Annotated in this window: 9 protein-coding genes and 5 pseudogenes; 8 read left to right on the top strand and 6 right to left on the bottom strand. The window is 67.7% G+C overall.

Going from position 1 to position 12,407, the window contains the following annotated elements:
- Positions 1-287: 287 nt before the first annotated feature.
- The 3 genes and pseudogenes from ACTWQR_RS48380 to ACTWQR_RS48370 form a co-directional block, all read right to left on the bottom strand.
- A pseudogene (locus ACTWQR_RS48380) lies at positions 288-467 on the bottom strand (Ku protein); the annotation flags it as partial.
- Between the two features lie 429 nt (positions 468-896).
- Positions 897-1,307, bottom strand: coding sequence for a flavin reductase family protein (locus ACTWQR_RS48375; RefSeq protein ID WP_443233713.1), 411 nt, complete (start codon positions 1,305-1,307; stop codon positions 897-899).
- A 472-nt stretch (positions 1,308-1,779) separates the two neighbouring features.
- Positions 1,780-1,936 (bottom strand): annotated as a pseudogene (locus ACTWQR_RS48370) (TetR family transcriptional regulator); the annotation flags it as partial.
- Between the two features lie 169 nt (positions 1,937-2,105).
- On the opposite strand from ACTWQR_RS48370, the gene ACTWQR_RS48365 reads away from it, so the two are divergent.
- The 3 genes from ACTWQR_RS48365 (at position 2,106) to ACTWQR_RS48355 (ending at position 4,961) form a co-directional block, all read left to right on the top strand.
- Positions 2,106-2,918, top strand: coding sequence for an oxidoreductase (locus ACTWQR_RS48365; protein WP_443233712.1), 813 nt, complete (start codon positions 2,106-2,108; stop codon positions 2,916-2,918).
- A gap of 66 nt (positions 2,919-2,984) precedes the next feature.
- Entirely contained in the window at positions 2,985-3,503 is a 519-nt protein-coding gene (locus ACTWQR_RS48360) for a nuclear transport factor 2 family protein (protein WP_443233711.1), read from the top strand.
- Positions 3,504-3,803: 300 nt separating this feature from the next.
- On the top strand, positions 3,804-4,961 hold the full coding sequence (locus ACTWQR_RS48355; RefSeq protein ID WP_443233710.1) for an L-dopachrome tautomerase-related protein: 1,158 nt from the start codon (positions 3,804-3,806) through the stop codon (positions 4,959-4,961).
- 418 nt (positions 4,962-5,379) lie between these two features.
- Here ACTWQR_RS48355 and ACTWQR_RS48350 read toward each other — a convergent pair.
- Positions 5,380-5,535 (bottom strand): annotated as a pseudogene (locus ACTWQR_RS48350) (IS701 family transposase); the annotation flags it as partial.
- A 72-nt stretch (positions 5,536-5,607) separates the two neighbouring features.
- Between ACTWQR_RS48350 and ACTWQR_RS48345 the strand changes: the two are divergent.
- Positions 5,608-8,019 carry an MMPL family transporter gene (locus ACTWQR_RS48345; RefSeq protein ID WP_443233714.1) on the top strand — a complete coding sequence of 804 codons (2,412 nt, stop codon included), beginning with the start codon at positions 5,608-5,610 and terminating at the stop codon, positions 8,017-8,019.
- A gap of 401 nt (positions 8,020-8,420) precedes the next feature.
- Complete coding sequence (locus ACTWQR_RS48340; protein WP_443233709.1) at positions 8,421-8,789, top strand: DUF1330 domain-containing protein; 369 nt, start codon at positions 8,421-8,423, stop codon at positions 8,787-8,789.
- Between the two features lie 265 nt (positions 8,790-9,054).
- Here the strand turns inward: ACTWQR_RS48340 and ACTWQR_RS48335 are convergent, their stop codons facing one another.
- Positions 9,055-9,204, bottom strand: coding sequence for a hypothetical protein (locus ACTWQR_RS48335; RefSeq protein ID WP_443233708.1), 150 nt, complete (start codon positions 9,202-9,204; stop codon positions 9,055-9,057).
- 270 nt (positions 9,205-9,474) lie between these two features.
- On the opposite strand from ACTWQR_RS48335, the gene ACTWQR_RS48330 reads away from it, so the two are divergent.
- Positions 9,475-10,773: an SNG1 family protein gene (locus tag ACTWQR_RS48330; protein ID WP_443233707.1), complete on the top strand. Its 1,299-nt coding sequence runs from the start codon at positions 9,475-9,477 to the stop codon at positions 10,771-10,773.
- A gap of 232 nt (positions 10,774-11,005) precedes the next feature.
- Positions 11,006-11,575 carry a TetR/AcrR family transcriptional regulator gene (locus tag ACTWQR_RS48325; protein ID WP_443233706.1) on the top strand — a complete coding sequence of 190 codons (570 nt, stop codon included), beginning with the start codon at positions 11,006-11,008 and terminating at the stop codon, positions 11,573-11,575.
- 88 nt (positions 11,576-11,663) lie between these two features.
- Here ACTWQR_RS48325 and ACTWQR_RS48320 read toward each other — a convergent pair.
- Positions 11,664-11,837 (bottom strand): annotated as a pseudogene (locus ACTWQR_RS48320) (TetR family transcriptional regulator); the annotation flags it as partial.
- A gap of 7 nt (positions 11,838-11,844) precedes the next feature.
- Between ACTWQR_RS48320 and ACTWQR_RS48315 the strand changes: the two are divergent.
- Positions 11,845-12,292 (top strand): annotated as a pseudogene (locus ACTWQR_RS48315) (SDR family NAD(P)-dependent oxidoreductase); the annotation flags it as partial.
- Positions 12,293-12,407 lie beyond the last annotated feature (115 nt).

The raw sequence follows: 12,407 nt of genomic DNA, 5'->3' as shown, positions 1-12,407 counted from the left end.
CAAGGAGAGTTACGCGGTGGCCCACCTCCTGTTCAGGGAGCGGTACCCATCCGTGGAAGTGCGCCCCGGGCAGACGCCCGCGCACTCCCAGCCGCTGATCCCGTACACCACGACGAGGGACACCATCGCTGCTCAAGGGCCAGGGTGAGTACTCAGGTGCTGAGTCGTTCCCGACAGACGTCCTGCAAATGCCACACCTGTCGTGTTCAGCCTCAAAACACCAGCTAGGTGGACGGGTTCCCCGTCAAGTTGCTCTCAGATTCTGCGAACCCGCGCGCTTCGTAGGCAACGAACGCCGCGATCTCGATCGCCTTGGCGGTCGGCAGCGGCATGTCAGCCAGCTCATCATCCGAGACCGGGATGACCTGGTCCTTGGACAGCTCGTAGCCCTTGCCGATCTCGTCGTGCGTGACCTCACGGTCCTCGATGGCACAGTACTTCCGCACCCGCACCCGGCCCATGTTCTCTGGGGGTTTCGGTGCCGTGGTGTGACGTCGTACGTCACCTCCTCGTTGAGGTCGTAGGACAGGGTCTCTGGGGGTGTGGCTCTGCGGTGGATCGTTGTGATCGACTCGTGGACTGGGGTACAAGTGCGTGCATTTCCTGTACGGATGCCTTCGGGTCTCCGGTACTGGACCGTGGTGGATGACGAATTTGAGGTCGTCGAGGACGCTGACCGCTTCCTGCGCGAGATCCGGCTGGCGCGAGGGCGGGCTGAGCTGACGACGAAGGCGTACGCCGAGGGCCTTGTCTTGTTTTTGCTCCATGTCCGCATAGGGCGGCCGCAGCGCCGTGCGGTAGATCAACTTCTGCGGGACGCTCGACCAAGAACACAACTCGGTTACGCATGCGAGGGCGTCACGCAAGACTTCCTCGAGGGGCGCTCGGGCCATCGCTCACACCTCCAGCACCAACCGCTCTCCTTCCGGTGCACGCGAGACGCAGGGCAGCATGGCGCCGGCCGCACGTTCTGTGGCGGTGGGCCGGCGATCACGGTGATCGACATGGCCATGGGCCACCCGTACCCGGCAGGTGCCGCAGAACCCCTGGCGGCAGGAGAACGGCAGGTCCGGCAGGGCCTCGTGGAGAACATCCAGGGCGGAGCGGTCGTACGGCACCGGCAGAACCCGTCCGGTGTCGCCCAGCTGGAGTTCGAAGGGACGGCCGTCCGTGATCGGGGCCGGGGCGAAACGCTCGAAGTGCAGGGCTGACGCGCGGCTGTCACCGAACGCGCGTCGCACGCCGTCGATCATGGGCGCGGGCCCGCAGCAGTACACCGCACCCGCCGCCGGGCTCAAGTTCAGCACCGGTGCACCTGCTGGCTATCGACTGTTGGACGGGTTCCGTGCCCATCGTCCATCCGGAAGCGACGCAAGGCGATCGGGTTGAGCCGCTGTGAACCATGACGGGCCCCCATTGCGTCGTGGAGCTGCTAGACGATGGGGATCACCCACTGCCTGCGCGCCCCGCTGGCGCGCAGGCCCCCGAGGTCCGAACCGCGTCGGACCGCTGTTGTCGCTACCGCTGGGCACCCGCAAAAGCCCAGGCGCGATAAGTGCCTGCGTCTCTCGACCCCAGTCCCTGTACCGCCTGGCGGCTGGCACGACGGCGTATCCCTACATCTGCATCTGAGCGTTTCGGGTGTGCTTAAGGCGGCCGCGTGTATCCGATCGCCATTGCGCTGCACATGGCGCGGGGTGGCCCGCTCGTGCCCTTCGTCCTTTTGGTCGTGCTCTCGAACGCCAGGCGGGCGTCTTACGTGCTCCGCGACAGGGCGGCGATCGCCTTCTCGCTTGGGATGAGTCGGAAGAGGTACGGCTGCGTGACACCGGCACGCTTGGCAATCGCCTCGGCAGAGGTGCCGTAGTAGCCCTTGAGCGCGAACTCGCGATCGCATCGCGCGGGTGGTGCTGTCCCGTCTCTCCTGCCTGCTCATCCGGCCCGTGCCGCCATGCCGGCGGGCGCCGGTCAGTTCAACCTGAAGCCGGCCGGTGGCGCGGTCTGCGATCAGTTCGCTGCTTGAGCTTGCGGATTGGAAACCGAGCGGTTTACAGTGAGCCCAAGAGGAAACCAATCGGTTTCCCAGGCGAGTTCGGGAGCGCATGATGACGACAAATCGACCGGTGGCCCTCGTGACGGGCGCCTCCTCCGGCATCGGCAAGCAGACCGCGCTCGCGCTGGTCGCGGCGGGGTTCGAGGTGGCAGGCACGGGCCGGGACACCTCACGGGTCGCCCCGCTCGGCGGGGTGACGTTCTTCGACCTCGACGTGGTCAGCGACAAGTCGGTCACCGCCGTGGTCCAGCAGGTGATCGACCGGTTCGGGCGGATCGACGTCCTGGTCAACAACGCAGGCATCGGCTCGATCGGCGCGGCCGAGGAAACCTCCCTCGCGCAGGCCCAGGGCGTCTTCGACATCAACGTCTTCGGCGTCATGCGCATGGTGAAGGAGGTCCTGCCGCACATGCGCGCCCGGGGACGCGGGCGCATCATCAACCTCTCGTCGGTGCAGGGGTTCATCCCCGCCCCCTACATGGCCGTCTACGGCGCGTCCAAGCACGCGATCGAGGGCTACTCCCAGTCCCTGGACCACGAGGTCCGGAAGTACGGCGTCCGCTCGCTCATCGTCGAACCCGCCTACACCAACACCGGGTTCGAGGCCAACAGCGCCAAGCCCGACACCCCCCTGCAGACCTACGCCGACCAGCGGCAGGTCTTCGACCGCCTGATGGAGGAGGCGATCAAGGCCGGCGACGACCCCGCCGTGGTCGCCAAGGTGATCGTCGCGGCAGCCACCGACACCAAGCCGAAGCTGCGCTACGCCGCCGGCCCCATGGCCGGACGCGCGCGCATGCTCCGCTTCGTCCCCGCCTGGGTCCTGGACAGGCAGATCCGCACGATGAACAAGCTCACCGACTGACACCCGCCACCCGGCACCCAGCACCCGCCGCAAACCTCATCGCGCCGCCGATACCAGGAGAGACCCATGTCCGAGACCCTGCACTCCGCCGCCGCCACCGTCGCGAGCTGGCGCTCCGCCGAGGAACGCGGTGACGTCGACGCCGCGGTCGCGTGCCTGAGCCGGGACGTCGTGCTCAGCTCGCCGCTCACCGACCAGTTCCGCTTCGAGGGATCTGACCAGCTGCGCGACTTCCTGACCGCGGCGTTCGCGGCGGTCAAGGACATCCACTACCACACCCAGACCGGCGAGGGCGACACATACGCCCTGGTCTACCGGGCGCGGGTGGGGTCCCAGCCGTTCGAGGAGGCGCAGATGCTGCGGCTCGACGACGAGGCACGCATCACGGAGATCACGCTCTTCGGGCGTCCGATGCCGGCCCTCACCTCCCTGATGCACATCGTGGGTCCGGCGCTCGCCCGCCAGCAGGGCCGCCGGGGCCTCGCGACGCTCATGAGCGTCAGCACCGTACCCATTCACGCGATGGTCTCCTCGGGGGACCGCAGCATGGTCGCGAAGACCCGCCCGGCAGCCCGGTGGACCTGAGAGCACCAGGTCCACCGGCCGTTTGACCCCGTTCCCCTTCCAGGAGTTGGCGGTAGCCGCAGGCGATGTCCTCGGCGGACAGCTTCGGATGGGAGGACGCAGGAGGTACTTGCCGTCCAGGTGGGCTCCGGCTCGCCCTGACCACCCGGGCGAAGCCGACTCCCCGGGAGCGGCTGCTGCAGGCGGCGTCCTCCACCGGCCCCGGCAGCGTCCGGGCCGATCCCCCCTCCCCCCACGCACCGAGGTGATGCGGCAACTCGCCGCACCCTCCGGCGACTTGACTCAGCAGGAGACGCTCGCATGAAACGACGTACGTTCCTTACGGCGGCCACCGCGTCGCTGGCCGCCACCCAACTCGTCGGCCCCGCCTACGCCTCCGCCTCCCCCTCCGGTTCAACTACCGGTCACTACGAGGTCGTTGCCCGTTTCTGGGGCGCGATGCCGACGGGGGTCACCGTCTCGCGCCGCGGCCGGGTCTTCGTCAACTTTCCCCGCTGGGGCGACGACGTCCCGTTCACCGTTGCCGAACTGCGGGGCGGGAAGCCGGTGGCCTACCCCGACGCCGAAGTGAACCGCCAGGACGCATTGGACCTGGCCGGGCACTTCCAGTCGGTGCAGAGCGTCGTCGTCGACGGGGCCGACCGGCTGTGGGTCCTCGACACCGGAAGCCCGCTGTTCGCCGGGTCCTCCTACGGCGGTCCCAAGCTCGTGGCGGTCGACCTGCGCACCGACCGGATCGTACAAAAGATCCTCTTCCCGCCCGAGGTGGTGCCGGCGAACAGCTACCCCAACGACGTGCGCTTCGACCTGCGGCGCGGCGCCCAGGGCATGGCGTTCATCACCGACTCGGGCGGCTCCAACGGCATCATCGTGGTCGACCTCGCCACCGGCCGCTCCTGGCGGCGACTGACCGGGCACCCCTCGGTACTCCCGGACCGGCAGTTCCTTCCGGTCATCGACGGCGAGCCCTTCATGGTCCGCCCCGCGGGCGGCGAGCCCGTCCACTACGAGACCGGTTCCGACGGCATCGCCCTCAGCGCCGACGGCACGCGCCTCTACTACTGCCCGCTGTCCAGCCGCCGGCTGCACAGCGTGTCCACCGACGCCCTCGCCGACCCGGACGCCACCAACGCCGAGGTGGCGGCGACGGTCGAGGACCTCGGGTTCAAGCCGATGGCCGACGGCCTGGAGAGCGACGACAAGGGACGGCTCTACGGCGGCGACCTGGAACACAACTCCCTCTGGCGCAGGAGCCCGAACGGCACCTACCGGACCCTCGCCCAGGGGACCGACCTGCTCTGGGTCGACACCCTGTCCGTCGCCTCGGACCGGCACCTGTACGCCATCGCCAACCAGCTCAACCGACTGTCCCCCTTCCACGAGGGCCAGGACCTGCGCCGCAAGCCCTACCTCCTGGTCCGCCTGCCCATCGGCGCCGGGCCGGTCAGACTCGTGTGACCTTTCCAGCCCGCGTCAGGCGGCCGCCTGGTCGCTGTCGGGCGCACCGAACACCGCCTCTTCGCTCGGACTTGCGCGCGAAAACCGATCAGTTTACGATGATGGAACCGATCGGTTTCTCGTCGCGGGAGCGGGCGATTTCCGAACCCCCATTGCTTAGGAGTACGGATGGCTTTCCGTGCGACGCCGTAAGGCAACCGCCTAGTACTGCAGTCGTGCTTCTCCATTCGCCCTGGTCAAGCGGCCCTTGAGGAGTCTATCGAGCTGACTTCCCGTCAGGGTGGCCGTGGTTCGTGACTCACCCGTTCGGGGTTGGTGCGTCGCTGGTAGTGGCAGTGGCGGGCGACGGCCTGGTGGCGACGGCGCCAGTAGGACCAGCGGAGCCGACGGGTGGGCGGCTGGTGCCGGACTGCGGGAGGACGGACAAGGTCCAAGAGCCGTCGGATTTCTGCCACGGTGAGGGGAACGAGGCTGCTCGAACCGTTTCTGCCTCCCCCCTTTCGAGTGCGTGGGCGGTCATCGCCGAGAGGAAGGCGTGCGCGAGCATGGCCAGGATGTGTCGGCGCCCGCGCGGGCCCCCAATCCTGTTGCCAGAACCGGGGGGACGAACCGACGTGACGAACAAGGGGTGTTGAGCGTGGAAGCATTGACGCGGTGGTGCTATCGGCACCGGCTGGTGGTTCTGTTGATATGGGTGGGGGCCGTGTTCGGACTGGGCTTCGCGGGCTCCGCCGCGGGCACGAACTACGCGAACAGCTTCTCCCTCCCGAACACGGACTCCACGCGTGCGTTCGACCTGATGGGGAGGGCATTCCCGCAGAGGGCAGGCGACACCGACACGGTCGTGTGGAAGGTCGACGAGGGCACGGTGCGGGACGAGTCGGTACGGTCCCGGATCGAGCCCGCGCTCGCCGAGATCGGCAAGATGGCGGGAGTGGGCGAGGTCACCAGCCCGTACGCCTCCGGCGGCGCGGCCCAGATCAGCGAGAACGGGCGGATCGCCTACGCGCAGGTCACCTTCACCGAGCAGGCGAACGGGGTGCCCAAGGAGACGATCGTGGATGTCGTCGACACGGCCCAGGCCGCGGAACGCGACGGACTCCAGGTCGAGTTGGGCGGCCAGGCGATCACCAGGGCGCAGGCACCGCCCACCGGCATCGCCGAACTGGTGGGCATCGTCGCCGCGGCGGTCGTCCTGTTCCTCGCCTTCGGCTCGCTCTTCGCCATGCTGCTGCCGCTCGTCGTCGCGATCGCTGCCCTCGGCTCCGGCCTGATGGCGACATCGCTGCTCAGCCATGTCACCGACGTCCCCGAAGTCGCCCCGCTGTTCAGCTCGTTGATCGGCCTGGGCGTGGGCATCGACTACGCGCTGTTCATCGTGACGCGCCATCGCCGAGGAATCCTGCGCGGCATGAAGCCCGAGGAAGCGGCGGTGACGGCGCTCAACACCTCAGGTCGCGCGGTGCTGTTCGCGGGCGGCACGGTGTGCATCGCGCTCGCCGGAATGCTGGTGATGAACATGCGCTTCCTGGACGGCGTGGTCATCGCGACCTCCCTCACGGTGGTCCTGACCGTGCTTGCGGCGACAACCCTGCTGCCGGCCCTCCTCGGCTTCCTCGGCGTGCGCGTCCTCAGCCGCAGGCAGCGCCGCCGGCTGGCCGCGACGGGACCGGAACCGGCCGAGGCGAGCGGCCTGGCGGCGCGCTGGTCGTCGTACGTGGAAAGGCGTCCGCGCTCGATGGCGGCCATGGCACTGGTGGCGATGGCGATCCTCGCGCTCCCCGTCCTCTCCATCCGTCTCGGCGCGACCGACCAGGGCAACCACCAGGAGTCGACGACCACCCGCCAGGCGTACGACCTGCTGGCGGAGGGCTTCGGCCCCGGCTTCAACGGCCCGCTCCAGGTGGTGGTGGAGAAGGGCGACGCGAACGCCCTGGTCTCGACGATCCGCACGACGGAGGGCGTGGCCCGGGCAGCGGCGGCACCCCCGTCCCAGGGCATCACGTTGATCCAGGTGGTCCCGACGACGTCCCCCCAGTCGGAGGCCACGGACCAGCTGATCGACCGCCTGCGGGACGAGGTCATCCCGGCCTCGGGAACGGAGGCCCACGTAGGCGGGGTGACGGCGGTCTTCAAGGACTTCGCGGCCGTGACGGGCGACCGCCTGCCGTACTTCGTGGCGGCGATCATCACCATGGGCTTCCTGCTCCTGATGGTGGCGTTCCGCTCCCTTGTCGTCCCCCTGACGGCCGCGCTGATGAACCTGATCGCGGCGGCGTCCTCCTTCGGCGTACTGGTCGCGATCTTCCAGTGGGGCTGGGGCACGGAACTGCTCGGCGTCGGCAAGGAGGGCCCGATCATGGCGATCCTCCCGGTCATCATGTTGTCGCTGCTCTTCGGCCTCTCGATGGACTACCAGGTGTTCCTGGTGAGCCGTATGCACGAGGAATGGGTGCACACGAAGGACAACGCGAGGGCGGTCCGCGTCGGTCTCGCGGAAACAAGCAGGGTCATCAACAGCGCAGCCCTGATCATGATCTGTGTCTTCTCGGCCTTCGTCCTGAGCGGCGACATGCAGGGCGCGATGGCGGGCGTCGGCCTCGCGGCGGCGGTGGCGCTGGACGCGTTCATCCTCCGTACGGCCCTGGTGCCGGCCGCGATGCACCTGCTCGGCAACTCCAACTGGTGGCTCCCGGCGGGCCTGGAGAAGCGCCTGCCGCACCTCGCGGTGGAACCGAAGGAGGAGACGGCGGAACCGGCCTTGTCGACGGGCGGCGCCTCGGTGGTCCACGGCTTCGTACGTGACATGGAAGGCGCGCCGGTGGCTGGCGCGACGGTCACCCTGCTCTCCATGGGCGGCGGTCAACTGGACCGCGTCACCTCCCTCGCCGACGGTTCGTACATCCTCTCCGTCCCGGCACCGAGCGCGTATCTGCTGTCGGCGACAGCGGCCCCGTACGGCTCGCGGGCCCGGCACGTGAGGGTGGATGACGGCCCGCTGGTCTACGACGTGGAGCTGACGGAGGTGTCGGAGGACGAGGTGGACGCAGTGAACTGACCTACACGCAGACCTAGTACTGCAGTGCGGTTTCGTGATCTATCCAGCAGGTTTGTCGGCGGAGGCCGTCGGTAGTGACTGCGGCGGGCTGTTGCCTGGTGGCGTCTGCGCCATTGGACCGGTGCAGCAGTCTGGCCTCGGCGTGACACTGGTCGACGAGGCTGTGCGCCGCGTGGGGCCAAAAAGACGTACCCAACGGCACGGTAAGCGACTCAGATTCCCGGGACCTCAGTCTTCACCCGAGCCCTGGAAGTGCGTTCTTCACAGTCGGTCTCCGAGATGGCGCAAATCGCGACCGACGTCAACATCATCATCAACGATGCCAGCGTCCTGCTGCCGGTACCCCGCGCCCGCCTAGAGCAGCGAACACTAATTTCCTGAGACCGGAGAGGGTATTCGCAATGAGTGCGAATTCGCAGAAGAAGTTTTACGCCCTGAATATGTTTGACGTGACCGACTTGGAGAAATACCTTGCGTATTTCAGCCGTTTGCCCGAAGTGGCTCCACAATATGGCGGTCGAATGGTGGCGTTTGGCCGTTTCCGCGACAACGTAGCCGGTGACCTCGCGCCACGGCAGGTTCTGTTTCTCGTTGAATGGGAGTCCGAAGAGGCGTTCAACGCCTTCCGGGACGCTCCGGACTTGGCCGACTTTCATCCACTGCGGGAGAACGGGACGGCGTCCTATATCTGGCAGACGTTCGATGGTCTCGATATGAGTGACCCCGCCGACGTTCCGCTCGACGACGTGCTGGCAGTGCTCAAGCCATAAGACCCGCATCGCTACGGAGCCGAATGAGCCGGCTGACGAGTCGTCGGCTGGCGAAAGACGCCTCCGGCAAGCGCGGACTCCATCGGAGGTTCGGCGGTCCAGTTGGTACTCCCGCCGGGCTTCTGTATTCCTCCTGGTCAGCGGCCTGACGGTGGGGAGTGTAGCGGGGATTTGGCTTGGCTGGGACGGTCTTGGGCCGGCTGTCCCGCCACCGTATGCCCACGCCGCATGTCCCTCGGGCTGATGGTCTGATGAGGCGCCAGTGTCACCGGGCTTTGCTCAGCTGCTTCACGGCCGTCGCGGTCCGCTCCCAGGGAGTATGCGACTCAATCCCGGTGCCGTTGACCGCCTTGGTGAACTCGGCGTCGTACCGCTCCCTGCCGACCTTCTCCGCGAGCGTGGTCAGGCACTTCACCCGATGACAGGGGTGGCGCCGGCACGCGGCTTCCTCGCGCTGCGGGGTCAGGGGCCAGCGCCTCGACTTGGAATTTGTAAACCGATCGGTTTACAATGAGTCTGAAACCGACCGGTTTCATCGGTCAGAGTCCCGGCGGGGTGCTGCATCTCCGGTTCTGCGTCGACGGCCGTGTGTGCCGAGATTGAACCTTCCGAGGGTCGCCGGACTGCAATGAAGCTGTCTGCCCCTCTCCGGATATGAGCGTGTTGTCCGAGACCGGAGTAAGTCATGAGTGGGATTCACCCGTTCCGCGTCCTGCGTGCCAAACCCATGTGGATCGCCAATGGCGTTATCACGGGCGTTCTCGCGCTGTTGTTCACCGTGTTCTACGTCGGGGCCAACATCGATCCCGTCGATCACATGAAGAATCTGCCCGTCGGTCTGGTCAACGCCGACAAGGGGGCCGCCGTCGGCGGCAAGCAGGTCAACCTGGGGGCTGGGATCACCGAGTCGATCAAGAAGTCCACCAAGAGCGGGGACAAGATCGACTGGAAGGTGATGGACGAGAAGGAGATGAAGGAGGAACTCGGCAAGGCCAAGCTGTACGGCGCGCTCATCGTCCGCGCCGACTTCACCTCCGCCACCACCGCACTCACCAGCGCCGCGACCACCGGGACCCCGACCCGTCCGACGCTGACCGTGTTGACCAACCAGTCCGCCGGCAGTGTGGGCTCCAGTCTGGCCCGGGCGGCGACGACACAGGCGGCCGAAAGTGCCTCGCTCCAGGTGGGCAAGGAGCTCACGTCCCAGGGCGGAACGGGGGAGGCGAAGCTGCCCGCCGCGGCACGTGTCCTGCTCGCCGACCCGGCCGCCGTCACCGTCGAGGACGGCCATCCACTCGACTCGCACAGCGGTCTGGGTCTGACGGCCTTCTACTACGCGCTCGTCCTGGTGGTCTGCGGCATGCTCTCCGCCAACGTCATCAGCGGCCAGGTGGACCACGCCCTCGGCTACACCCACAACGACATGGGCCCGCTGCGCCTGCACCGCCCGCTCATCCGGGCCACCCGGGTACAGACCCTCGCCATCAGCAGCACCCTCATGGTCGGTCTGTCCCTGCTGATGGGCACCCTGGTCATGGCGGGCGCGGTCGGCATCATGGGAATGCACGCCGCCCATCTGCCACTGCTGTGGCTCTACTCGGTGTGCGCCATCGCGGTCTCCGGGATCGGTGCGCTGACCCTGCTCGCCGTCTTCGGCACGCCCGGCATGCTGGTGGTCACGCTGGTCTTCATCGGGATGGCGGTGCCGACGGCCAACGCCACCACGCCGCTTCAGGCGCTGCCCGGCTTCTACCGCTTCCTGGCGGAGTTCGAGCCGCTGCGGCAGATCACCGGCGGCATCCGCGCGATCCTCTACTACGACGCCCAGGCCGACGCCGGCCTGACGCGGGGCTGGTTGATGATGGCCGTCGGCCTCGCACTGGCCGCCCTCTTCGGCTTCGGCATGACCGGCTGGTACGACCGCAAGGGGCTGCACCGCATCCCCGCCGAGACGGAGCCAGAGAAGACTGCCGCCCCGGCGTAGCGGAGACGGCTCACCCAAGACGGGGCCATCACTCGGAGTGGCCCCGGTGTGCGTCGCCTCCGTGGGGACGAGAGGTGCGCGCACCATCAGGGCTGGGCGGCGGTCTCTCCCCCAAGGCCGCCGTCGAGCCTCTGAGGGGGCTTCAGGCGTCCGCCCGGCGGCGGGCGCCTCGTCGACACTCCAGGTAAACCGATCGGTTTCTATTTCGTCCGATTCGAGTTAACCTCACGGTATGACTACCCAAGTGAAGCAAAGTCCCCGGGAGCGGCTGCTGGAGGCAGCAGCCACGCTCACCTACCGCGACGGCATCGGTATCGGCGTCGAGGCGCTGTGCAAGGCGGCGGGGGTGTCAAAGCGCTCCATGTACCAGCTGTTCGCGAGCAAGGACGAACTGCTGGCCGCGAGCCTGGAAGAACGCGCCGCCGACTTCGTGGCCATGCTCCTGCCGCCGGCGGACGACGGCCGCTCACCCCGCGAGCGGATCCTGTACGTCTTCGGGCGGGTGGAGTCGCAGGCGGGTCTTCCCGAGTTCCGGGGCTGCCGGTACCTGGCTGTGCAGATCGAGCTCAAGAATCAGACCCACCCCGCGAGTCAGGTGGCCCACCGGATCAAGGCCAACCTGACGGGCTTCTTCCGTTCCGAGGCCGAGCAGGGTGGCGCGGGCGATCCCGACCTGCTGGCCCGTCAGCTCATCCTGGTCTTCGACGGCGCCAGCGCCCGCGCGGGAATCCAGGCCGACAACCTGACCGGGCTCATCGCGCCCACTGTGACCACCCTGCTCGATGCGGCAGACATGCACTGATACCGCCCCGACTTCGAGAAGGATCGGCGACCGAAGCGCTCTTTCGGGTTGCTGCCCGACTTCGGCAGCCGAAGCAGCGCGCATGGCCTCACGCCCCTGCTTCCCTGTGGTCGGAGGGAAGCCCGATGGCCGTAAGAGTGTTGCCGAGCATGCCGCAAGCGAAGAAGCTTGTGGTCGCGTGGACATCGGCACCCAGCGACAGGTGCACGGTTTCCCACAGTCTCATCCAGCCAGCGCGGACGAGCTCGCCCGTCTGGTCATCGATGAACGAGGTCCTGCCGCACATGCGCGCTCAGCGACGCGGGCGCATCGTCAACATTTCGTCCGTGCTCGGGTTCCTGCTGCAGCCCTACATGGCCGCCTACGCCGCCTCTAAGCACGCGGTCGAGGGCTATACCGAGTCCCTGGACCACGAGGTCCGCGACCACGGCATCCGACACCAGGACCGGGTTCGAGGCCAACAGCGCCAAGCCCGACACCCCTCTGCACGCCTACGCGAAGCAGCGGCTCACCGTCGACCGCGTGATGGCAGAGGCGGTCAGGGACGGCGACGCCCCCGCCATCGTCGCCAAGGCGATCGTCGCGGCCACTGACACCAAACCGAAGCTGCGCTACACCGCCGGCCCCATGGCCGGACGCGCGCGCATATTGCGCCGCCTCGCTCCCGCCCAGGTCTTCGTCGAGCAGATCCGCAAGATGAACAAGCTGGCCGGCTGACGCCTGCCCGCACTCAAGCACCCCGCAAGAAAGACGCAACGGAGCGGCACATGGCGGAGATCCGGATCGAGTTCGACGCTCCGGCGGAGATGCGTGACGGCACGGTGCTGCGCGC

The sequence above is a fragment of the Streptomyces sp. 2A115 genome (genome assembly GCF_052245575.1).
Taxonomy (GTDB): Bacteria; Actinomycetota; Actinomycetes; order Streptomycetales; family Streptomycetaceae; genus Streptomyces.
The sequence above is the reverse complement of the archived record's forward strand: the minus strand, read 5'-3'. Positions and strand labels throughout refer to the sequence as shown.